A 21,122-nucleotide genomic window follows, 5' to 3' on the forward strand; every position below is an offset into this window, starting at 1 on the left:
AATATTCTCGGCATCACATCCCGCGAGCGGATACGGTGGGCCAAAGACGGACGCTTGCCGCGATCGGGGGTCTCCAGGATCAGAAAAGGCACAACCGAGATCTCGCTCTGGACTTATCCATGCGATGCGATCGAGCATCTGGCAGCCCACCCGGCAGAGATACGTCGGTGGCGCGAAGAAGATACAGCAACGACATCAATTGGCTTGGCTCCCATTTTCGGTTAGGGCGGGCGGCGAAGGGTCGGTTGATTCCGCCCTTCGATGATCGCGCCGGTGTCCCGAAAGGGACTTAATCGGGAATGCGGTGAGGAAGCTTGCTTCCAAATCCGCGGCTGTCCCTGCAACTGTAAGCGGATAGCGCGATGCACATGCTCCTGAATGCAGGAGCGGCCACTGGACAGCGTATGCACGCAGTCTGGGAAGGCGTGCATCAAGCTGTGACCCGCGAGCCAGGAGACCTGCCGGCGCACCGGTCGCTCTTGCCTGATCCAGGGGATGGTCACGGCACGGTAACTCTCCGTCTGAGCGACGAAGCTGTGCGGCTGGGGCTGCACGGGTTGCGTGGTCACGGGCGCCTTGTCGCGCCCGCCCGTCGTCGCGCTCCGACCGGATATGTCCGGCAAGCCCCCGCTTTTCTCGCTCCGGCGCGCGGGGAAGTTGACTGTGTCCGACCTGTCCAAGTCCGATGTTTCCAAGGTGCCGGTCACCATCGTTACCGGCTTTCTGGGCGCGGGGAAAACCACGCTCATCAGCCACTTGATCCGCAATGCGGGCCGCCGCAGGTTGGCGGTGGTGGTCAACGAATTCGGCACGCTGGGCGTGGATGGCGACATTCTCCAAGCCTGCGCCATTCCCGATTGCCCGGCTGAAAACATCATCGAACTGGCCAATGGCTGCATCTGCTGCACCGTGGCGGACGATTTCATTCCCACTGTCGAAAAGCTGCTCGCGCTCGATCCGCGCCCGGATCACATCCTGATCGAGACATCGGGCCTGGCGCTCCCCAAGCCGCTGCTCAAGGCGTTCGACTGGCCGGCGATCCGCAGCCGGATCACCGTCGATGGCGTGCTGGCCCTGGCCGATGCCGAGGCTGTCGCTGCCGGTCGGTTTGCACCCGACGTAGCCGCGCTGGATGCGCAGCGCGCCGCCGATCCGAGCGTCGATCATGAGACACCGCTGTCGGAGGTGTTCGAGGATCAACTGGCCTGCGCCGACATGGTTTTGCTCACCAAGGTCGATCTGGCCGGACCCGAAGGCGTGGCTGCCGCGCGCGCCGTAATCCTACGAGAAGCGCCGCGTCCGGTGCCGGTGATCGAACTCACCGAAGGCGTGGTCGATCCGCGTGTGATCCTGGGCCTCGGAGCCGCCGCCGAGGACGATATCGCCGCGCGCCCCTCGCACCACGACGGCGAAGACGAGCATGAGCACGAGGATTTCAACAGCACGGTGATCGCGCTCAGTGAGATCGCCGATCCGGCCGACCTCGTGGACCGGATCGAAACGCTGGCGCGCGATCACCGGATCCTGCGGGTGAAGGGCTATGCCGCCGTGACCGGCAAGCCGATGCGCCTGCTGGTGCAGGCCGTGGGTGCGCGGGTGCGTCATCACTACGATCGCCCGTGGCGGCCGGACGAGCCGCGTCGCACCACGCTGGTCGCCATCGCCGAGCATGACGCTATTGATCATGGCGTCCTGCGCGCGGTGCTGGAAGGCTGAACGCCGCCGATGCACGTCATCTTCCGCGAAACCCATGGGATGGAGGAAACTGCCGTCCCGCAGGATCTGGGGCAGCAGCCTGCGGATCTGGTGGTGCTGTCCTTTTCGGACAGCGACCTGGGAGCATTCGCGGCCGCATGGCACGGCGCGCGCGCAGTCAATGAAGATGTACCCTCGCTCAGGCTCGCCAATCTGTCGGCGCTCATGCATCCCTTGTCGGTCGATACTTATGTCGAGCGCACGCTGTCCGGCGCCAAGGCGATCCTGATCCGGCTGATCGGCGGCATGCCTTATTGGAGCTACGGACTGCAGCAGGTCGAGGCGTTGGCCCGCGAGCATCGGATCGCGCTGGCCGTCCTGCCTGGAGACGGTCGGCCCGACGAACGCCTGGATGCGGTATCGACCTTGCCCGTGCCTGTCCTGCGAGAGCTTGCGCGGCTGTGCGATACCGGCGGCGAGCGAGCGGCACGGGCGGCGCTGGTCGAACTGGCGCGGGCCGCGCGGCTGGTCGATTTGCCCGCGTCGGCCAGCGAAGCATTGCCGGAAGCGGGCGGCTGGCATCCCGAACATGGCGTCGTCTGCCCGGAAGCCTTCGCGCGCGATTCGGGCCGGCCCCTCGTATTGCTGGTATTCTATCGCTCCTACCTGGCGGCCCACGATCTGGACCCCTTCGCCGCCCTTCACGCCGCGTTCGAGCAGCGGGGGTTCGACACATTGTCGATTTTCGTCCCGTCGCTGAAGGCGCCTCTGGTGCGCGGCCAGGTCGATCATTGGGTCCGTGCCCTTGCTCCGGTCGCCATCATCAACGCCACCGCCTTCTCTGCCCGCGGCGATGGGATCGACACGCCGCTCGACGGCGCGGGCGTGCCCGTGTTCCAACTGGCGCTCGCCACATCGGGCCGCGCCGCCTGGGCAGGCGCAGCGCGTGGGCTGTCGCCCGCCGATCTCGCGATGCATGTCGTGTTGCCCGAACTGGATGGCCGCGTCTTTGCCGGTGTCGCCAGTTTCAAGGAAGCGGGGACGCGCGATCCCGCGCTGGAATTTTCCCGCAGCCTCCATCGCGCCGATCCGCAGCGGATCGAGGCGATCGTCGCCCGCGTGGCCGGCTGGACCGCGCTGGCCCGAAAGCCTCTTGGCGATCGGCGCGTGGCGCTTGCCCTCTCCACATATCCCGGCAAGGCCTACCAGATGGCCCATGCCGTGGGGCTGGACACTTTTGCCTCCACCGAGGCGATCCTGGCCGACCTTGCGCAGGCGGGATACCAGGTGCTTCCCCGCGCGGATTTGCCGACAGCGCTCCAGTGCGAGCACTTGCGCTGGCCTCTAGCCGACTATCGTAGGGCGCTGGCTGCCTTGCCCGAGGGGCTGCGCGCCGATCTTGCCGCTGCCTGGGGCGATCCGGAAAGCGATCCGGCGGTGTGGGACGGCGCATTCTGCTTTCCCGCGGTCGCGGCCGGCAAGGCCATCGTCGCCTTGCAGCCCGAGCGGGGTATCAGCGCCAGCCGCGCGGAGGATTATCACGACCTCTCGCGCTGTCCGCGCCATGCTTATGTCGCCTTCTACCTGTGGCTGCGCGAACAGGGCGTGGACGCATTGGTCCATATCGGCGCGCACGGCACGCTGGAGTGGCTGCCCGGCAAGGCGGTCGCCCTGTCGGATGCGTGCTGGCCGGAGGCGCTCGTGGGCGCCATGCCGGTGATCTACCCCTTCATCGTCAATGACCCGGGCGAGGCGGCGCAGGCCAAGCGCCGCATCGGCGCGGTCACCATCGGTCACGTCCCGCCACCCCTGACGCAGACCGGCAGCGGTGCGGGCCTTACCCGCATCGAGGCGCTGCTCGATGAATTTTCCAATGCCGATGGGCTGGATCCGGCCCGCCGCGACCGGCTCCAGGATGCCATTCGCGAGGAAGCGCGCGCGCTGGGCCTGGAGGCCGAGCTGGGCTTGGATAGCGCGACCACATTGGTCGAGGCGATCACGCGCATCGACCGCTTCGTCTGCGATGTGAAGGCCAGCCAGTTCGGCGACGGGCTGCATGTCTTTGGCCGGACTGAGCATGGCGCGGCGGAACGGGCCGGGTTGCTGGCGGCGCTGGACGGGAGGCGCGTGGCGCCCGGTCCTTCCGGTTCACCCTATCGCGGGCGCAGCGATGTGCTGCCGACGGGGCGTAACCTCTACACGATCGACCCGCGCGCGGTGCCGACCCGTGCCGCCTATGCGCAAGGGGTTTGCCTGGCGGAGGAACTGATCCGGCGGCACTTGCAGGATCATGGCGACTATCCGCGCGGGCTGCTGGTCGATCTCTGGGGCTCGGCAACGATGCGCACGGCGGGAGAGGAATTTGCCATGGCGCTGCACCTGCTGGGCGCCAAACCGCTGTGGGACATGGCGTCCGAACGGGTGATAGGGATCGAGATCCTGCCGCTCGCCCTGCTGGACCGACCGCGCATTGACGTAACTCTGCGCGTTTCCGGACTGTTCCGCGACGCCTTTCCGACCTTGCCGGCGCTGTTCGGGCAGGCGGTGCGGGCGCTAGGCGCGCGGGACGAACCGGCGGACTGGAATCCCTTCGCGGGCAAGCCCGTGGCCCCGCGCGTCTATGGCCCACGACCTGGCCGCTACGGCCTGGGAATGGGCGATACGGCCGAAGTCTATACCGACGATGCCCGGCGCGCTGCCGGAGAAGCATGGCTGGCGGCATCGGACCATGCGCTGGACACGATCTGCGATCCGGCCGGCGCCCCTGCCGACTCCGACGCAGACACTGGGGGCCTGCGCCAGCGTGTGGTGGCGGCCGATGCCTTCGTCCATCTTCAGGACCTGCCCGAAACCGATCTGCTGCTGGCCGCCGACTATGCCGCGCACGAGGCGGGCTTTGCCGCCGCCAAGATGCTCGCGGGCGGCACGGCGGCGCTCTATCACCTCGACAATCGCGATCCGGTCAGTCCTGTGGCTCGCACCCTTGCCGAAGAGATTGCCCGCGTCGTTCGCGCCCGCGCCGCGCATCCAGGCTGGGTTGCCGGCATGATGCGCCACGGCTTTCGCGGGGCTGCCGAACTGGCGGCCACGCTCGATCATATGGGCATGTTCGCGCATCTATCGGACAGCGTGCCCGCGCACCTGTTCGACCTCTATCATGATGCCACGCTGGGCCAGCCGGAGGTCTGCGCGTTTCTTGAACGCGAGAACCCCGGCGCGCTGGCGGCGATGGAAAGCCGCTTCGCCGCGCTTCACGCCGCCGGGTTGTGGCGGACGCGGCGCAATTCGATCCTCGCCGGACTGCCGATTTCCTCCGGCCCGAAAGACGGGGCATGAGCGATTTTGCAGTCCAGGGTTGGTGTCCCGATGCATGGCACCCGATGATGGCGGGCGATGGCCTGTTGGTTCGGGTGAAGCCACGGCTTGGCCGCCTGACGCGCGAGCAGGTGCTGGGCCTGTGCGATGCCGCCATGACGCATGGCAATGGGCTGATCGACATGACCCGCCGCGCCAATCTCCAGATCCGCGGGGTGCGTGAAGCCGGCTGGCAGGCGGTGCTGGACCGGCTGCTGGCCCTGAACCTGGTGGACGCCGATCCCGCCATCGAAAAGCGACGCAACATTCTGGTCGCTCCGGACTGGCGGACCGGGGACGACAGCCACCGCATCGCCAGCGAATTGCAGGAACGGTTGGGTGAACTGCCGGGTCTGTCTAGTAAGGTCGGATTTGTCATCGATGCGGGGCAGGCCAGGGCCCTTTGCGGCGAGGCGGGCGATTTCCGTATCGAGCGCGGCGAAAAAGGTAACCTCATCCTGCGCGCTGACGGTCGCCCTGCCGGCGTTGCCGTCGCACCGGGCAAGGAAGCGGATGCGCTGATCGCGCTCGCCAACTGGTTCGGCGAAAGCGGCGGCGCAGATGCCGGACGCATGGTTCGGCACCAGGCTGTCCTGCCGGATTGGGCCGAGGGCGATATTCTGCCCGCGCCGCCCATTGCCCGCATCCCGCCAGGCCGGCACGATTTGGGTTCGGCCTATGGCCTGCCGTTCGGCCGGGTGAAGGCACGGTTTCTGGCCGGGATGATGGAAACGCCGCCAGCCGGGGCTATACGGCTCACACCCTGGCGCGTGCTGCTCCTCGAGGGCGCGCCTGCTGCGCGCCGCGAAGGTCTGCTCTGCGATCCTGCCGATCCGCTGCTGCGGGCAGAGGCTTGTCCCGGCGCACCTTATTGCCCCCAGGCTACGGTCGAAACCCGCGACCTTGCCTGGCGCCTTGCCCCGCATGTCGAGGGACGGCTGCATGTCTCCGGCTGCGCCAAGGGCTGCGCCCACCCGCGCGCCGCCGATGTCACGCTGACCGGCCGGGAAGGCCTGTTCGATCTGTGCCGGAATGCCCCCGCTGGCGGGCCTTCGCTTCGTTCTGCCCTCGGCCCGGCCGAGATACTTGCCCATTTCGGAGCTGCCTGATGCCCCATGTTTATGAAACCGATGGTGCGGCAATCTATCGCCAGTCCTTTGCCACGATCCGCGCCGAGGCCGATCTTGCGAACTTTTCGCTCGATGAGGAGCCGGTGGCGGTCCGCATGATCCACGCCGCCGGGATGGTGGACCTGGCGGCGCATATCCGCTTCTCGCCCGGTTTCGCAGGCGCGGCGCGTGCGGCGCTCGCCGATGGCGCTCCGATCCTCTGCGATGCCCGGATGGTGTCGGAAGGGATCACGCGCGCGCGTCTGCCCGCCGCCAATCCGATTATCTGCACCCTGGGCGATACCCAAGTGCCGGCCATGGCGCGGACGATGGGCAACACCCGTTCCGCCGCCGCGCTGGAACTGTGGCGGCCGCATCTGGCGGGCGCGGTGGTGGCTATCGGCAATGCGCCGACCGCTCTTTTCCATCTGCTCGATATGCTGGAAGATCCCGATTGTCCGCACCCGGCGGCGATCATCGGCTGTCCGGTGGGCTTCGTCGGTGCGGCCGAATCCAAAGCCGCGCTGTGGGCTGCGCCGCCTGCGCCTTGCTGTATCGTCGAGGGTCGCCTTGGCGGCAGCGCGATCACGGTCGCCGCGATCAACGCTTTGGCGAGCCGCGCCGAATGAGCACGGTCATGTCTTGCGGAACGATTCATGGCGTTGGTCTGGGCCCCGGCGCGCCCGATCTGCTGAGCGTGCGCGCCGACCGGCTGGTGCGCGGCGCCCGTCATGTCGCCTATTTCCGCAAGGTGGGGCGCCCGGGGCAGGCCCGGCGCATTGCCGAAGGAATGCTGCGCGCCGACGCGATCGAAATCCCGATGGAATACCCGGTGACGACCGAGATCCCGGTATCCGATCCGCGTTACAACGCCTGTCTGTCCGCCTTTTACGCCGAATGCACGGAGCGATTGGCCGAGCTGGCGCAGGCCGGCGAGGATGTCGTCGTCCTATGTGAAGGCGATCCGTTCTTCTACGGCTCGTTCATGCATCTTCATGCCCGTTTGGCGGGCATGGTCCCGGTGGCGGTGGTGCCGGGCATCACCGGCATGGCCGGAGCCTGGAACGCGACGGGTGTCCCCATTACCTGGGGCGACGACGTGCTGACGGTGGCGATGGCTACCCTTCCCGAGGAGGAACTGGCCCGGCGCATCCGTGACACCGATGCGCTGGTGGTTATGAAGATCGGCCGCAACCTGCCCAAACTGCGCCGCGCAGTGGCGACGGCAGGACGCGAGGACGCGGCCTGGCTGGTCGAACATGCCGCCATGCCCGGCCAGCGTGTCACCCGGCTCGTCGAAGCGACAAGCGTCACGCCTTATTTCTCGATCCTGCTGATCCATGGCCAGGGCCGCCGGCCATGAGCGGCTGGATTGCCATCGCCGGTCTGGGGCCGGGGGACGAGGCACTGGTCACGCCCGAAGTCACCACCGCTCTGGCCGGGGCGAGCGATGTCATCGGATATATCCCCTATGTCGCCCGTGTTGCTCCGCGCGAGGGGCTGACGCTTCACCCGTCTGACAACCGCGTGGAACTGGACCGGGCGGCCCATGCGCTCGAACTGGCGGCGCGGGGGCGGCACGTGGTCGTGGTGTCCTCCGGCGATCCTGGCGTTTTCGCGATGGCGGCAGCCGTCTTCGAGGCACTGGAGGCCGGTCCGACCAATTGGCGCGATATCGACATCCGGGTGCTGCCCGGCATTACCGCCATGCTGGCGGCCAGCGCCCGGGCGGGGGCGCCGCTGGGGCACGATTTCTGCGCCATCAATTTGTCGGACAACCTCAAGCCCTGGTCCCTGATCGAAAAGCGGTTGCGACTGGCGGCGGAGGCCGATTTCGCCATGGCTTTCTACAACCCGAGGTCGAAAGCGCGGCCGGAGGGTTTCGCGCGGGTGCTGGACCTGCTGCGCGGGGTGTGCGGCGATGATCGCCCGGTCCTGTTCGCGCGCGCCGTGTCGACGCCGGAAGAGCAATTGCGGATCGTGCCGTTGGGCCAGGCCACTGCCGACATGGCCGACATGCGCACCATGGTCATCGTCGGATCGAGCCTGACCCGCGTGATCGAACGGGCGATCGGCCCGATCCTCTATACGCCGCGTTCAGCGTCCGGGCCGGCATCGTGACCGAGTCCATGGACCAACCATGCGAGGACATCCTCAGGGCGAGAGACCTCTGTCCGGTCTGGAATGGCGGGGCGATCTATCATCAGCACCGGCAAGCCGAGTTGTCGCGCGGCGAGCACTTTGGCTTCGGCCCCCTGACCGCCGGAGTTCTTGCACACCACCAGGTCGATGGCATGGCGCTGCATCAGGTTGCTGTCCCCTACGACCGTGAAGGGACCGCGATCGACGATCAGGCTATGATGGGGAAGAGCGGGCGGGCGTTCCGGAGTGTCCACGAAGCGCAACAGATAATGGTGCTGCGGCTGGGCAGCGAACATTTCCACATGCATCCGCCCCAGCGCCAGCATGATGCGGCGGGCCGGCCCGTTCAGCGCCGCCACCGCGCCGTCGATGTCCGGAACATGCATCCAACTGTCACCGGTGACCGGCTCCCAGGCCGGACGGGTCAGCGCGACATGGGCGACGCCGGCCAGCCGGGCCGCATCCACGGCATGAACGCTCATCGTCGCGGCGAAGGGGTGTGTCGCGTCAACCAGATGGGTCACGCGATGGCGGCGCAGATAATCGGCCAGCCCCGTAACGCCGCCGAAGCCTCCGACACGCACCGGCACCGGCTGCGCGCGGGGAGTCTCCGTGCGGCCCGCATAGCTGAGCGTCGCCGCGACGCCCTGTGCCGCGAGCAGGCGGGCGAGGGCGCTCGCCTCGGTCGTGCCGCCCAGCAGGAGGACATTCGGCATGGCTGACGCGGCTCCCCAGTTTCGGCACATGCCGTGGTTGACGATCATCGGCGTCGGCGAGGACGGGGCGGATGGCCTCGGCCCCGCGGCACGTGCCGCGCTGGCGCAGGCCGAACTGGTCATGGGATCGGCCCGGCACCTCTCGCTGCTGCCCGCGATTACCTGCCCCACGATCGAATGGCCAGTGCCCTTTGCTGACGGGATTGCGCGCCTGATGGAACATCGCGGGCGGCGCGTGGTGATGCTGGCTTCGGGAGATCCCTTCTGGTTCGGCGCGGGGACCAGCGTGACGCAGCGTCTCGATCCGGGCGAATGGCTGGCGTATCCCGCGTCGTCGACTTTCGCCCTGGCCGCCGCGCGACTGGGTTGGCCTCTGCAGGAGACGCCCTGCCTCGGGCTCCATGCCGCACCGCTGGAACGGTTGAGGCCCCATCTCGTACCGGGTCGGCGTGTGCTGGCACTGCTGCGTGACGGCGAGGCGGTCACCGCGCTAGCGCACTATCTGGTGCGGGAGGGCTTCGGCCCCTCGACGCTGCATGTGATGGAGGCGCTGGGCGGTCCGCGCGAACGCGTGCGCCGTGTACCCGCTGACGCGCTGGCATTGACCGGCATCGCCCATCCGGTAACGGTCGGGATCGACTGCGCCGGACAGGGCAGAACATTGCCCGTCACGGCGGGGCTACCGGACGACTGGTTTGCCTCCGACGGGCAGATCACCAAGCGCCCGGTCCGCGCGCTCACGCTGGCGGCGCTCGCCCCGCGTCCGGGCGAACTGCTGTGGGACATTGGCGCGGGGTCGGGATCGGTCGGGATCGAATGGCTGCTGGCCCATCCGGCGAACCGGGCCTGCGCGGTCGAGGCCGATCCGGTGCGTGCTGATCGCGCGCGTGCCAACGCCGTCGCGTTGGGCGTTGATCGGCTGGAGGTCGTCGTCGGGATCGCCCCGGATGTCTTGCCGGGAGTGCCCCCGCCCGATGCCGTGTTCATCGGCGGTGGACTATCGGATGCCTTGCTGGAAACGCTATGGGCGCGGTTGCCCGCCGGAACGCGGCTGGTCGCCAATGCAGTGACGCTGGAATCGGAAGCCTTGCTGACGCGTTGGCATGGTCAAAAAGGAGGCAGTCTCCTCCGCATCGAACTGGCCGACGCCGCGCCGCTGGGGAACCGGCATGGCTGGCGCGCACGCTATCCCGTGGTGCAATGGAGCGCGGTGCTGTGATCGTCGCGGGTTTCGGCTTTCGGTCGGGCGCCGGCCTGTCCTCGCTGCGTGGGGCTCTGGCCCGGGCGCAGCAGGGCCAACCTCCGGTCACGCATCTTGCCACGGTGCAGGACAAGGTCGCGGCGCTGGTTCCGCTCGCCGAAGCGCTGGGCCTGCCGCTGACCGGCGTGGCGCCCGAGGCATTGATTGCCGTCTCGACCGCCACGCGCTCCGTCGCCAGTCTGGCGGCGCGCGATGTCGGCAGCGTCGCGGAAGCGTCCGCCCTGGCGGGCGCTGGCGCGGGCGCGGGCCTGCTGGGGCCGCGCCACATCTCCCCCGATCGCATGGCGACCTGCGCCATTGCCCAAGGATCTCCGACATGACCGTCCATTTCATCGGCGCCGGCCCCGGCGCGCCCGACCTTCTGACCCTGCGCGGGCGCGACCTGATCGCGGGTAGCCCGGTGTGCCTTTATGCCGGATCGCTGATCCCGGCGGCAGTGCTCGATCATTGTCCGTCCGGTGCCCGGATCGTCAACACCGCACCGCTGGAACTGGACGAGATCATGGCTGAGATCGCCGCGGCTCACGCCGCCGGGCAGGACGTGGCGCGGCTCCATTCGGGCGACCTTTCGGTCTGGTCGGCGATGGGCGAACAATTGCGCCGCCTGCGCGCGATGGATATTCCTTTCACGATCACGCCCGGCGTTCCCGCCTTCGCTGCTGCTGCCGCAGCGCTTGAAGCAGAGCTGACCCTGCCGGAGCTGGCGCAATCGCTGGTACTCACCCGCACGCCGGGCCGCGCAAGCACCATGCCGCCTGCCGAAAGCCTCGCCAATTTCGCGGTGACCGGCGCGACGCTGGCCATTCACCTCTCGATCCACAACCTCGCGCGCGTGGTGACGGACCTGACCCCAGCCTATGGCGCGGATTGCCCCGTCGCCGTGGTCTGGCGGGCAAGCTGGCCCGACCAGCGGATCGTCCGCGCCACACTCGAAACCTGCGAGCAGGCCGTCGCGGGCAGCATGGAGCGCACCGCCCTGATCCTTGTCGGGCGCGTGCTGGCGGCCCAGGATTTTGCCGAAAGCAGCCTCTACGCACCCGGCTATGACCGCCGCTTCCGGCCCCAGGACGCCACTTCACGCTTTTCGGAGGTCTCCGAATGAGCGTGCGCAATTCGACTTTGGGCTTGATCATTGCCGCCCCGGCATCGGGGACAGGCAAGACCACAGTGATGCTGGGCCTGCTCCGCGCGCTGAGCGAGGACGGATTGACGGTGCAGCCGTTCAAGAGTGGGCCGGACTATATCGATCCGGCCTTTCACCGTGCCGCCTGCGGCCGGGCTTCGTTCAACCTCGACAGCTGGGCGATGGACGGCGGTCTGCTCGACGCTATCGTGGCCGAGGCGGCAGGAGCGGACATGGTGCTCGCCGAAGGGTCGATGGGGCTCTACGATGGCGTTGCCAGCATGGGCGCCTCGGGCAATGGCGCCAGCGCCGACATGGCTCGCCGCATGGGCTGGCCCGTGGTGCTTGTGCTGGACGTGTCGGGCCAGGCGCAGTCCGCCGCCGCCACCGCGCTGGGGTTCAGGAGCCTGGATCCGCACGTGCCGTTCGCTGGGGTGATCCTCAACCGCGTGGCCAGTCCGCGCCATGAGCGGCTGGTGCGCAAGGGGCTGGAGACGGCCGGTATTCCCGTGCTGGGTGCGCTGCCCAGGCGGGGAGATCTGACCTTGCCCGAGCGGCATCTGGGGCTGGTGCAGGCGGTCGAACATCCCGACCTCGACCGGGCGATTGCCGACTATGCCGCGTTCCTTCGCACCCATGCCGATCTCGATGCGATCCGCAGCGCGGCCGGCGGGAGTGCGCCGGCGGTCTTGCCCGGCGGCGGGCGGCTCCCTCTCCCTCCAGCCCAGCGCATCGCCATTGCCCGCGATGCCGCCTTTTCTTTCGTCTATCCGCATCTGCTCGAAGGCTGGCGGCGCGCCGGGGCGGAGATATTGCCGTTTTCGCCGCTGGCGGATGAAGCGCCCTGCCGTGACGCGGATCTGGTCTGGCTCCCGGGCGGCTATCCGGAACTCCACGCCGGGACCATCGCCGCCGCGGAGAACTTCCTATCCAGCCTGCGCCATCATGCCGAGACGCGGCCCGTCCATGGCGAGTGCGGCGGTTATATGGTGCTGGGCGAAGCGTTGGTCGACAAGAACGGCGAGCGGCACCGCATGGCGGGCCTGCTCGGGCTTGTCACCAGCCATGCCCAGCGCCGGATGCATCTCGGCTATCGTCATGCCGAGCTGCTGGCGCCGGTATCGGGCCTTGCCGCCGGGACCAGGCTGCGCGGCCACGAGTTCCACTATTCGACCATTGTCGAACAGGCCGACGCGCCGCTTGCCCGCGTGACCGATGCCGACGGCATGGAGGTCGCTGAAACCGGATCGCATCGCGGCCACGTGACCGGAACCTATTTCCACCTGATCGCCCCCGTTTCGAGGGGAGAGTCTCAATGATCGACCTGCACCTCATTGGCATCGGCACGGGTAACCCCGACCACCTGACGGCCGAGGCGATTCGGGCGATGAACGGCGCCGACCTCATCTTGCTGCCGCGCAAGGGTCGCGCCAAGTCCGACCTGATTGACCTGCGCCGCGCCATCTGTGCGGAGGTGCTGACCGGCCCCGTCTGGATCGTCGAGTTCGATCTGCCCGTTCGTGATGCGGATGCGGTCTATCTGGATGCCGTCAATGACTGGCACGCGGCCATAGCCGCCGCCTGGGCCACGCAGATCGCCATGCATCTGCCGGATGGCGGCAGGCTGGCGCTGCTCGTCTGGGGCGATCCCTCGCTCTACGACAGCAGCTTGCGGATCGCCGGACGGCTGAAGGACGGAGGCATGGATATTCGGGTCCGGGTCGTGCCCGGCATCACCAGTATCCAGGCGCTGACCGCGGCCCATGCCATACCATTGAGCCCGCTGGCCGGGCCGGTGACGGTCACCACCGGACGGATGCTGCGCACTCATGGCTGGCCCGATGGAGCGGACACGCTCGTCATCATGCTCGACAGCGGCTGCGCCTTCGAGGTGCTGGAGCCGGAGGGCATCACCATCTGGTGGGGCGCATATCTGGGCATGGCTCAGGAAGCGCTGGACCAGGGGCCGCTGGCTGAAGCCGGCCCCAGGATCGCCGCGCATCGGGCCGAACTGCGCGCACGCCATGGCTGGATCATGGATGTCTATCTCATGCGAAGGGAGCAAATCGATGGAAGCTGACAGCGAAGTGGAAGCGTTGGCCGGCGATGCCCGCCACGCCGAAAAGATGCGGAAGAAACAAGCGGCGCAGGCCAAGATCATGGCCAACAAGACCCGCGAACAGGGCCTGCTGATCGTCCACACGGGCAAGGGCAAGGGCAAGACCAGCGCGGCGCTCGGCATGGTGATACGCGCGATCGGCCACGGCATGAAGGTGGGCGTGGTCCAATTCGTCAAGGGCGCGATGTCGACGGGCGAGAAGGCCGTGTTCGACGCCTTTCCCGATAATGTCGAATTCAAGCCGATGGGCGAGGGCTTCACCTGGGACACACAGGATCGTGCGCGTGACATCGCGGCGGCGCGCGCCGCGCTCGATGAGGTCCGGCGCATGATTGCAGACCCGGCCTACCACATGGTGCTGGCCGATGAGCTGAATATCGCCCTGCGCTATGAGTATCTGCCGCTCGACGAAGTTCTCAGCGTTCTGACCGTGCGCGACGAGATGAAGCATGTCATCGTTACCGGCCGCAACGCGCCAGAAGCGCTGATCGAGGCGGCCGACCTCGTCACCGAGATGACCATGGTCAAGCACCCCTTCCGCTCCGGGGTCAAGGCGCAGAAGGGGATCGAGTTCTGAGCGAGGCCCCCCCTCTGTTCGACGCGGAATTCGCGGCGGGTTTCACGCAATTGCTGCGCTGGCGCCGCGATGTCCGGCATTTCGATTGCCGCACCGTGGCGGAGGAGGACATGCGCGCGCTGCTGGCCTGCGCCTCTTTCGCGCCGTCGGTCGGCAATGCGCAGCCGTGGCGCTTCGTGCGCCTGCGCTCGCCCGGTATTCGCGATGCGCTCGCCGCCCATGTCGATACGCAGGGCGCGCGCGCTGCGGAGCGCTACGCCGGGCAGGCCCGGTACGATCACTATGTTTCGCTCAAGCTGCACGGTTTGCGCGAGGCTCCCGAACTGCTGGCGGTGTTCTGTGACGAACGAACTGGCGCCGGGCACGGCCTCGGCATTGCCACCATGCCCGAGATGCTCCGCTACTCCTGTGTGCTGGCGATCCACAATCTGTGGCTGGCCGCGCGGCTGCGGGGCATTGGCCTCGGCTGGGTGTCGATCCTCGATCCGCGGACCGTCCAGGCCCTGCTGGACGTGCCCGCCGAATGGTCACTGATCGCGCTGCTGTGCATCGGCTACCCGGCCGAAGAATCCGACACACCCGAACTGGAACGGCGCGGCTGGCAGTCCCGCGAACCGTGGAATGACCGGGTGTTCGAGCGATGACCCTCTACCGAAGGACAGGAAGACCATGCTGAAACAAGTGGAGGATGGCCCCGCCATCGTGGCCTGCAATACCTGCCGTCACAGCGCGGACGAGCGGGAGGATGACACCGGGATGCGCGGCGGCGCGCAAATGGCGGCGGCGCTGCGCTCGGTCCAGGAGAGCGATGCCCGCTATGCCGGAGTCGCCGTGCAGGAAATGCCCTGCCTGTTCGCCTGCACCGACTTTTGTACCGTTCACCTGCGCGCGCCGGGCAAGGTCGGCTATGTGCTGGGTCGGTTCACGCCGAACGAGGAGGCCGCCACCGCCATTCTCGATTATGCCGTTCACTATGCCGCCAGCGAGCATGGCCGGGTGCCGTTCAAGCAATGGCCGCAAGGCGTGAAAGGCCATTTCATCACCCGCACCCCGCCGCCGGGCTATGTGGCCGAGTGAGCGCTTTTGCGACCGTTGCCGCCTTCGAGGCGGCGCTCGCGGCGCTTCCGGCGGCGGACGCAAATGCGATTGCCGCCGCCCGCGCGCGGCAGGGTGAGTTGACCAAACCGGCGGGGGCGCTCGGTCGGCTAGAGGATATCGCCGTCTTTCTTGCCGGGTGGCAGGACACTTCGCGGCCTGTGATCGAGCAGGCGCGCGCGGCGATCTTCGCGGGAAATCACGGCTTCGTCGTCCACGGCGTCAGCGCCTTTCCGGCCAGCGTGACGGCGGCCATGGTCGGCAATTTTTCCGCGGGCGGCGCGGCGATCAACGCGCTGGCAGCGGCCGCCGGGCTCGACCTCAAGGTGGTCGCGCTCGATCTCGATCGGCCCACGGCGGACTTCACCATCGCCCCGGCCATGGAGGAAGTGGAGTGCCTTTCCGCGCTGTCCGCCGGGGCTGCGGTAGTCAGGCCTGGTCTCGATCTGCTGGTCGTGGGTGAAATGGGCATCGGCAATTCGACCGCCGCCGCCGCGCTCTGCGCGCGCAGCTATGGCGGGACGCCCGCGCAATGGGCGGGGCCGGGAACGGGGGTCGATGCGGACGGCATCGCGCGCAAGGTGGCGGTGGTGGAACGGGCCCTGGCCTTTCATGACGCCGCGCCGCGCACGCCCTTCGAAACCCTGCGGCGGCTGGGCGGCCGGGAGACCGCGGCGATCGCCGGAGCCGTGCTGGAGGCCCGCCGCCAGCGCGTGCCCGTGGTGCTCGATGGTTTCATCAGTTGCTCCGCCATCGCACCCCTGGCCGCAGCCGTTCCGACGATCATCGATCATTGCCTGGCGGGCCATTGTTCCGCCGAGCCGGGGCATATCCGCCTGCTGGGGCATTTGGGCCTTGATCCCTTGCTCTCGCTCGGCATGCGCTTGGGGGAAGGCAGCGGTGCGGCGGTGGCCGTGTCGGTGATCCGCGCAGCGCTGGCCGCGCACAACGGCATGGCGACATTCGCCGAGACCGGGGTGGCAGACAGCCTGTGAGCGGTTTTGCGCTTCATCTCCTGCGTCATGGCGAGCCGGAAGGCGCGGGGCGGCTGATCGGCCTTACCGACGCCCTGCCCACAGCCGCCGGTATCGCGGCTTGCGTCGATCAGGCGCGGGATCTGGGGCCAGAGGTGCTGATCGCCTCCGATCTATCCCGCGCGCGGTTGGCGGGTGAGGCGATCGGCCTTGCAACGGGTGTGCCGCTGTCCATCGATCCGCGCTGGCGCGAACTGGACTTTGGGGCATGGGACGGGCTGGCGCCCGGGGACGTCGAAGGCCCGGCCTTGGCGCGGTTCTGGGACGATCCCGAGGTTCATGCGCCGCCGGGAGGAGAATGCTGGTCGGAGCTGGTACGTCGAGTTTCGGGTGCCATTGGCGATCTGGCGGCAAGGCCCACGCTGATTGTCACGCACGCTGGCGCGATGCGGGCGGCGCTGGCGGTGCTTTGCGGATTCGACGTTCGCCAGACCTGGGCGATCGATCTGCCCTACAACTGCCTACTGTCGCTGCGCGTTTGGCCCGGGGACGGACTTGGCCAGCGGCCCACGGCCCAGATAGCGGGACTCTATCCGTGAAGGGTTTCATCATCGCCCTGCAATTCCTGACGCGCCTGCCGACACCCGTGATCGTCGTTGACGATGCCGCGTTCGCCCGGTCCATGCGCTGGTTTCCTGCCGCGGGGCTGGTGATCGGTGCGCTGGTCGCGGGGGCCGCATGGGCTGGAGGGCTGGCCGATAGCCGGCTCGGTGCGCTGGCTGCACTGATTGTCTGGGTGGGTGTGACCGGCGCGCTGCACCTTGATGGCTTGTCCGACCTGGCCGACGCCAGCGGAGCGGCGCACAAGGCCGAAGGGGGTGATCGCGAGCGGTTGCTGGCAGTCCTTGCCGATCCGCATGTCGGCAGTTTCGGCGTTGTCGCCATTGTCCTGCAACTTCTGAGCAAGCTTATGCTCCTGCATATGCTGGTCGAGGCGCATGTGTTTCTCCCGCTCGTTCTTGTGCCTTTCGCCGCGCGCATCGGCCCGCTCGTCTGGACCTGGTGGCTCATGCCCCTGCATCAGGGGCTGGCTGCCAGATTCCGGTCAGCCATCGGCCCGATTGAACTGACGGTCTGGACCGCCGCGCTGGCGGCGGCGTCATGGTTCTATCCAGCGTTCCTGGTCACGCCATTGCTGGTTCTGTGGTGGGGCTGGCAGGTGCGCCGGATGATCGGCGGGATTTCCGGCGATAGTCATGGGGCAGGCATCGAACTGATCGAAACCGGGCTGCTGCTGACCCTGGTGGTCACCGCCCCATGGATCCCTGGGCCATGACCGGCTTCAGCTTTCATGGCGGCAGGCTTGCCGAGGCCAAGACGCATTTCGGCATGGGCGATGCGCCCTGGATCGACCTTTCGACGGGCATCAATCCGCATGGCTGGCCGGGGGCCGGCGATCTGGCGATGGACTGGCAGGCGCTTCCCGATCCGGGCGCGCTGGACGATCTGGAAGCCGCTGCCGCCGCCTGTTTCGGCACCGACCGCGCCCATGTCTGTGCCGTGCCCGGCACGGAGATCGGTCTGCGGATGCTGGGCGACATTCTGCCCGGACCGGCCATCCATGCCCAGCCCAGCTATCGCACCCATGGCGAGATGTTACCCCATAGCCGCCCTGTAGCCCTGTCCGATCAGACGGGGGCGGAGGAGGCGACCATTGTCCTTGCCAACCCCAACAACCCCGATGGACGGATCACCCCGGCCGCCACACTGCTGGGTTGGCTGGAGGCACGGCAAGGTAGCGCGTCCTGGCTTGTGGTGGATGAAGCCTTTGTCGATGCCACTCCCGAGATCAGCCTTGCCGCCCATGTGCATGACGGGCAGCGGCTGATCGTCTTTCGATCCTTTGGCAAATTCTTCGGGCTGGCGGGGGTGCGGCTCGGCTTTGTGCTGGGACCGCGAGCATTGATCGCGCAATATCGCCGGAGGCTCGGCAGTTGGCCGCTCTCGGCGGCGGCGCTGGCCATTGGAACGGCGGCCTATCGGGACGCGGATTGGTGCGCCTCCATGCGGATTTGCTTGCGCGAGCAGGCAGAGGCGCTGGATGCGGTTCTGGCCCGGCGCGGCTTCAGGGCGATGGGCGCCTGCCCCTTGTTCCGGCTGATCGAGGCAGCCGATGCCGCCGCCCTGTTCGAACGTCTCGCGCGGCAGGCGATCCTGACGCGGCCGTTCGACTATGCTCCCCGCTGGCTCCGGCTGGGCCTGCCCGTCAACCGCGAGGCGCTGGACCGCCTCGATCGGGCGCTGGCCGATGGCTGATCCGGTCGCCTTGCTGGCTCTGGCGCTCGATGCGGCGGTGGGCTGGCCGCAGTCGCTGTATCGCCGGATCGGTCATCCGGTGGGCGTCTTTGCCCGGATCATCGACTTGGCGGAGAGGCGATGGAATGATCACTCGCGTTCCGATGGACAGCGGCGAATGGCCGGGGTGACCACCGTGCTGATCCTCCTGGCTATCGCGGGCGGAGCGGGCTGGGTTCTGCAGAGTCTGTTCGCGGCTATGGCCGGGGCTTGGGCCTGGCCGTTGATCGCGCTCCTGGCCTGGCCGGGTCTGGCGCAGCGCAGCCTTCACGACCATGTCCGCCCGGTTGCCGAGGCACTGGAGCGACAGGATATTCCCGCTGCGCGAGCCGCGGTGGGCATGATCGTAGGCCGTGATACATCGGATCTTGATGAAGCGGGCGTCACTCGCGCGGCAATTGAGAGCCGGGCGGAAAGCTTTTGCGATGGGGTGGCGGCGCCGCTCTTCTGGCTCCTGCTTCTCGGTTTGCCCGGCATCTGGGCCTACAAGGCGATCAACACCGCCGACAGCATGATCGGGCATCGCGAGGAGCGATGGCGCGCTTTCGGTTGGGCCGCGGCGCGCAGCGACGATGCGATGAATCTTGCACCGGCGCGTCTCGCCGGATTGCTGATCTGCCTGTGCGGCGGAGGTGGTTGGCAGATCATGTGGCGCGACGCGGCCAACCATGCCTCACCCAATGCGGGTTGGCCCGAGGCGGCGATGGCCGGTGTGCTGAGGCTGCGACTGGCGGGGTCGATCGCCTATGACGGCATTCTTTCACACAAGCCCTGGATCGGCGAGGGCGATCGCTCTGCCGGGGCTGAGGATATTCGGCGTGGGCTGAGCATCTATCGCCGGGCTTGCCTGTGTCTGTGGTTCATGGCGGGGGGCGTGGCATGGGCGCTGTAATGCTTCAGGGCACCGGCTCCGACGTCGGCAAATCCGTGCTGGTGGCGGGGCTGTGCCGTGCACTGGTGAAACGCGGACTGCGGGTCTTGCCGTTCAAGCCGCAAAATATGTCCAACAATGCGGCTGTCACCAGCGACGGCGGCGAGATCGGGCGAGCGCAGGCCTTGCAGGCGATCGCCTGCGGGGTTGCACCGCATACCGACATGAACCCCGTGCTGTTGAAGCCCTCGATCATCGACCCGGCCGACGCGGCGATGATCGAGGGCTTCATCATCAACAAGTTCCGGGGCGATCCCGCCCTGTTCGCCGATGGCTACGCCCAAATCGAGAGCCTGTCGGGCTGGCGTGGATTCGGCGTTGTTCCTTGGTTGAATGCAACCGCCCGGCTGCCCAGCGAGGATGCCGTGGTGCTGGAGCGTGACAGCACGCGCGCGGGAGGCAGCAAGCTGATCGCTTGCCCGATCCTGCCGCGCATCTCCAATTTCGATGACCTCGATCCGCTTAAGCTCGAAGAGGGTATCGAACTGCACATGGTCCCGCCCGGACAGCCGATCCCGGCGGAGTCGGCGCTCATCATCCTGCCCGGATCGAAGGCGACCATCGCCGATCTGGCTACACTGCGCGGCGAAGGCTGGGACATCGATATTCTCGGGCATCATCGGCGCGGCGGGCTGATCATGGGGCTTTGCGGGGGTTACCAGATGCTCGGCAAAAGCATTGCCGACCCCGATGGGCTGGAAGGTCCGGCTTGCGTCGCAAATGGCCTTGGCCTGCTCGATGTCGAAACGCACTTGCACGCGCACAAGGCGCTGCGCCCGGTCAGCGGGATAGCGATGGGCGCACCCTTTCAGGGATATGAAATGCATATGGGCCAGACCAGCGGACCGGATACGGAGCGTCCCTTCGCCAGGTTCTCTGATGGTCGCCGCGATGGCGCGGTAAACGCGGCGGGGACAGTGTTCGGTTCCTATGTCCATGGCCTTCTGGCCGATGCAGGGCTTCGCCACGCGCTTCTGTCGCGCATGGCTGTCGAAGCCGGGGGTGTGGACTATGGTGTCTCTATCAAACTGGCGCTGGATGAGATCGCATTCGCGCTGGAGGAGCATCTCGATATCGATGCGCTCATGGCGCTGGCCAAGGCGGAGCGATCCACCTCCGGCCTGGCGGGATTCAGGACATGAGCAATGCCTTTTCTCACCTGCTGGTGCTGGGCGGCGCGCGTTCGGGGAAGAGCCGCTTTGCCCAAGGGCGGGCCGAAGCCCTGACGGGTAAGCTGGTCTATCTGGCGACGGGCCAAGCCTTCGATGAGGAGATGCGCGAGCGGATCGCCCTGCACCGGGCCGATCGCGGCCCGCGCTGGTCGACTGTCGAGGCGCCGCTGGATCTGGCGGAGACGATTACGGCATGCAGCACGCCGAAAACGGTAGTGCTGGTAGATTGCCTGACGCTCTGGGCGTCGAACCTGATGCTGGCAGAGCGGGATGCCGCTGCGGCCACGGAAGGGCTGATCTGCGCGGTTTCAGCCGCACGGGGGCCGGTCATTCTGGTCGCCAATGAAGTGGGGCTCGGCATTGTACCAGACAACGCGCTTGCCCGAAGATTCCGTGATGTTGCGGGCAGGATCAATCAGGTGATGGCGGCAGCGACTGACGAGGTCGTTATGATGTTTGCTGGTCTGCCTTTGGCGCTCAAATCCAAAGGATGAATGGC

The 21,122-nt window shown here is 67.5% G+C and carries 22 protein-coding genes and 1 riboswitch; of the genes, 21 read left to right on the forward strand and 1 reads right to left on the reverse strand.

Going from position 1 to position 21,122, the window contains the following annotated elements:
• The first annotated feature begins 254 nt into the window (after positions 1–254).
• Positions 255–480, forward strand: a riboswitch (cobalamin riboswitch).
• A gap of 183 nt (positions 481–663) precedes the next feature.
• Genes cobW through cobJ form a run of 6 tightly spaced genes read left to right on the forward strand, consistent with a single transcriptional unit; the run spans position 664 to position 8,279 of the window.
• The gene (gene cobW / locus ATN00_RS04695) at positions 664–1,716 is read left to right on the forward strand and encodes a cobalamin biosynthesis protein CobW (protein ID WP_231746382.1); all 1,053 of its coding nucleotides are present in this window, start codon (positions 664–666) and stop codon (positions 1,714–1,716) included.
• A 9-nt stretch (positions 1,717–1,725) separates the two neighbouring features.
• Positions 1,726–5,031, forward strand: coding sequence for a cobaltochelatase subunit CobN (gene cobN / locus ATN00_RS04700; RefSeq protein WP_062062707.1), 3,306 nt, complete (start codon positions 1,726–1,728; stop codon positions 5,029–5,031).
• Entirely contained in the window at positions 5,028–6,158 is a 1,131-nt protein-coding gene (cobG, locus tag ATN00_RS04705) for a precorrin-3B synthase (RefSeq protein ID WP_062068409.1), read from the forward strand. The genes cobN and cobG overlap by 4 nt, the downstream gene beginning before the upstream one ends.
• A complete protein-coding gene (locus tag ATN00_RS04710) occupies positions 6,158–6,787 on the forward strand; it encodes a precorrin-8X methylmutase (protein WP_062062710.1) in 630 nt (209 codons plus the stop codon). Before cobG ends, ATN00_RS04710 begins: the two co-directional genes overlap by 1 nt.
• Before the next feature lie 8 nt (positions 6,788–6,795).
• Positions 6,796–7,521, forward strand: coding sequence for a precorrin-2 C(20)-methyltransferase (gene cobI / locus ATN00_RS04715; protein WP_156415218.1), 726 nt, complete (start codon positions 6,796–6,798; stop codon positions 7,519–7,521).
• The gene (gene cobJ / locus ATN00_RS04720; protein ID WP_062062716.1) at positions 7,518–8,279 is read left to right on the forward strand and encodes a precorrin-3B C(17)-methyltransferase; all 762 of its coding nucleotides are present in this window, start codon (positions 7,518–7,520) and stop codon (positions 8,277–8,279) included. The genes cobI and cobJ overlap by 4 nt, the downstream gene beginning before the upstream one ends.
• Here cobJ and ATN00_RS04725 read toward each other — a convergent pair.
• The gene (locus ATN00_RS04725) at positions 8,243–9,016 is read right to left on the reverse strand and encodes a cobalt-precorrin-6A reductase (protein ID WP_062062719.1); all 774 of its coding nucleotides are present in this window, start codon (positions 9,014–9,016) and stop codon (positions 8,243–8,245) included. The genes cobJ and ATN00_RS04725 overlap by 37 nt on opposite strands.
• Between ATN00_RS04725 and ATN00_RS04730 the strand changes: the two genes are divergently transcribed.
• From ATN00_RS04730 to cobU, 15 genes are read left to right on the forward strand one after another with little or no spacing between them, the layout of a single operon-like run.
• Complete coding sequence (locus ATN00_RS04730; protein ID WP_062062721.1) at positions 9,015–10,235, forward strand: bifunctional cobalt-precorrin-7 (C(5))-methyltransferase/cobalt-precorrin-6B (C(15))-methyltransferase; 1,221 nt, start codon at positions 9,015–9,017, stop codon at positions 10,233–10,235. The two genes, ATN00_RS04725 and ATN00_RS04730, sit on opposite strands and share 2 nt — an antisense overlap.
• Positions 10,232–10,597, forward strand: a complete 366-nt coding sequence (locus ATN00_RS04735) for a cobalamin biosynthesis protein (protein ID WP_062062724.1) — start codon at positions 10,232–10,234, stop codon at positions 10,595–10,597. The genes ATN00_RS04730 and ATN00_RS04735 overlap by 4 nt, the downstream gene beginning before the upstream one ends.
• A complete protein-coding gene (gene cobM / locus ATN00_RS04740; protein ID WP_062062727.1) occupies positions 10,594–11,379 on the forward strand; it encodes a precorrin-4 C(11)-methyltransferase in 786 nt (261 codons plus the stop codon). Before ATN00_RS04735 ends, cobM begins: the two co-directional genes overlap by 4 nt.
• Positions 11,376–12,719 (forward strand): cobyrinic acid a,c-diamide synthase CobB, encoded by a 1,344-nt coding sequence (locus ATN00_RS04745; protein ID WP_062062730.1) that lies wholly within the window; start codon positions 11,376–11,378, stop codon positions 12,717–12,719. The genes cobM and ATN00_RS04745 overlap by 4 nt, the downstream gene beginning before the upstream one ends.
• The gene (gene cobF, locus ATN00_RS04750; RefSeq protein ID WP_062062733.1) at positions 12,716–13,480 is read left to right on the forward strand and encodes a precorrin-6A synthase (deacetylating); all 765 of its coding nucleotides are present in this window, start codon (positions 12,716–12,718) and stop codon (positions 13,478–13,480) included. The genes ATN00_RS04745 and cobF overlap by 4 nt, the downstream gene beginning before the upstream one ends.
• On the forward strand, positions 13,470–14,096 hold the full coding sequence (gene cobO / locus ATN00_RS04755; protein ID WP_062062736.1) for a cob(I)yrinic acid a,c-diamide adenosyltransferase: 627 nt from the start codon (positions 13,470–13,472) through the stop codon (positions 14,094–14,096). The genes cobF and cobO overlap by 11 nt, the downstream gene beginning before the upstream one ends.
• The gene (bluB, locus tag ATN00_RS04760; protein WP_082635093.1) at positions 14,093–14,740 is read left to right on the forward strand and encodes a 5,6-dimethylbenzimidazole synthase; all 648 of its coding nucleotides are present in this window, start codon (positions 14,093–14,095) and stop codon (positions 14,738–14,740) included. The genes cobO and bluB overlap by 4 nt, the downstream gene beginning before the upstream one ends.
• A gap of 25 nt (positions 14,741–14,765) precedes the next feature.
• On the forward strand, positions 14,766–15,173 hold the full coding sequence (locus ATN00_RS04765; RefSeq protein ID WP_062062742.1) for a DUF1636 domain-containing protein: 408 nt from the start codon (positions 14,766–14,768) through the stop codon (positions 15,171–15,173).
• Positions 15,170–16,186, forward strand: a complete 1,017-nt coding sequence (gene cobT / locus ATN00_RS04770; protein WP_062062745.1) for a nicotinate-nucleotide--dimethylbenzimidazole phosphoribosyltransferase — start codon at positions 15,170–15,172, stop codon at positions 16,184–16,186. Before ATN00_RS04765 ends, cobT begins: the two co-directional genes overlap by 4 nt.
• Positions 16,183–16,764 (forward strand): histidine phosphatase family protein, encoded by a 582-nt coding sequence (locus ATN00_RS04775; protein WP_062062748.1) that lies wholly within the window; start codon positions 16,183–16,185, stop codon positions 16,762–16,764. The genes cobT and ATN00_RS04775 overlap by 4 nt, the downstream gene beginning before the upstream one ends.
• On the forward strand, positions 16,761–17,501 hold the full coding sequence (locus ATN00_RS04780) for an adenosylcobinamide-GDP ribazoletransferase (protein WP_062062751.1): 741 nt from the start codon (positions 16,761–16,763) through the stop codon (positions 17,499–17,501). The genes ATN00_RS04775 and ATN00_RS04780 overlap by 4 nt, the downstream gene beginning before the upstream one ends.
• Positions 17,498–18,481 carry a threonine-phosphate decarboxylase CobD gene (gene cobD, locus ATN00_RS04785; protein ID WP_062062753.1) on the forward strand — a complete coding sequence of 328 codons (984 nt, stop codon included), beginning with the start codon at positions 17,498–17,500 and terminating at the stop codon, positions 18,479–18,481. Before ATN00_RS04780 ends, cobD begins: the two co-directional genes overlap by 4 nt.
• Positions 18,474–19,412 (forward strand): adenosylcobinamide-phosphate synthase CbiB, encoded by a 939-nt coding sequence (gene cbiB / locus ATN00_RS04790; RefSeq protein ID WP_062062756.1) that lies wholly within the window; start codon positions 18,474–18,476, stop codon positions 19,410–19,412. Before cobD ends, cbiB begins: the two co-directional genes overlap by 8 nt.
• Positions 19,400–20,593, forward strand: coding sequence for a cobyric acid synthase (locus tag ATN00_RS04795; RefSeq protein WP_062062758.1), 1,194 nt, complete (start codon positions 19,400–19,402; stop codon positions 20,591–20,593). Before cbiB ends, ATN00_RS04795 begins: the two co-directional genes overlap by 13 nt.
• Entirely contained in the window at positions 20,590–21,117 is a 528-nt protein-coding gene (cobU, locus tag ATN00_RS04800) for a bifunctional adenosylcobinamide kinase/adenosylcobinamide-phosphate guanylyltransferase (RefSeq protein WP_062062761.1), read from the forward strand. The genes ATN00_RS04795 and cobU overlap by 4 nt, the downstream gene beginning before the upstream one ends.
• Positions 21,118–21,122: the final 5 nt, after the last annotated feature.

Source organism: Sphingobium baderi, assembly GCF_001456115.1.
Lineage (GTDB): Bacteria > Pseudomonadota > Alphaproteobacteria > Sphingomonadales > Sphingomonadaceae > Sphingobium > Sphingobium baderi_A.

Coding starts and splice junctions, on each gene's coding strand:
- cobD (WP_062062753.1), top strand. CDS start 17,498: ATGACCGGCTTCAGCTTTCATGGCGGCAGGCTTGCCGAGGCCAAGACG.
- ATN00_RS04730 (WP_062062721.1), top strand. CDS start 9,015: ATGGCTGACGCGGCTCCCCAGTTTCGGCACATGCCGTGGTTGACGATC.
- cobI (WP_156415218.1), top strand. CDS start 6,796: ATGTCTTGCGGAACGATTCATGGCGTTGGTCTGGGCCCCGGCGCGCCC.
- ATN00_RS04795 (WP_062062758.1), top strand. CDS start 19,400: ATGGGCGCTGTAATGCTTCAGGGCACCGGCTCCGACGTCGGCAAATCC.
- cobU (WP_062062761.1), top strand. CDS start 20,590: ATGAGCAATGCCTTTTCTCACCTGCTGGTGCTGGGCGGCGCGCGTTCG.
- cobG (WP_062068409.1), top strand. CDS start 5,028: ATGAGCGATTTTGCAGTCCAGGGTTGGTGTCCCGATGCATGGCACCCG.
- cobJ (WP_062062716.1), top strand. CDS start 7,518: ATGAGCGGCTGGATTGCCATCGCCGGTCTGGGGCCGGGGGACGAGGCA.
- cbiB (WP_062062756.1), top strand. CDS start 18,474: ATGGCTGATCCGGTCGCCTTGCTGGCTCTGGCGCTCGATGCGGCGGTG.
- cobM (WP_062062727.1), top strand. CDS start 10,594: ATGACCGTCCATTTCATCGGCGCCGGCCCCGGCGCGCCCGACCTTCTG.
- ATN00_RS04745 (WP_062062730.1), top strand. CDS start 11,376: ATGAGCGTGCGCAATTCGACTTTGGGCTTGATCATTGCCGCCCCGGCA.
- cobN (WP_062062707.1), top strand. CDS start 1,726: ATGCACGTCATCTTCCGCGAAACCCATGGGATGGAGGAAACTGCCGTC.
- ATN00_RS04710 (WP_062062710.1), top strand. CDS start 6,158: ATGCCCCATGTTTATGAAACCGATGGTGCGGCAATCTATCGCCAGTCC.
- ATN00_RS04725 (WP_062062719.1), bottom strand. CDS start 9,016: ATGCCGAATGTCCTCCTGCTGGGCGGCACGACCGAGGCGAGCGCCCTC.
- ATN00_RS04765 (WP_062062742.1), top strand. CDS start 14,766: ATGCTGAAACAAGTGGAGGATGGCCCCGCCATCGTGGCCTGCAATACC.
- cobO (WP_062062736.1), top strand. CDS start 13,470: ATGGAAGCTGACAGCGAAGTGGAAGCGTTGGCCGGCGATGCCCGCCAC.
- cobF (WP_062062733.1), top strand. CDS start 12,716: ATGATCGACCTGCACCTCATTGGCATCGGCACGGGTAACCCCGACCAC.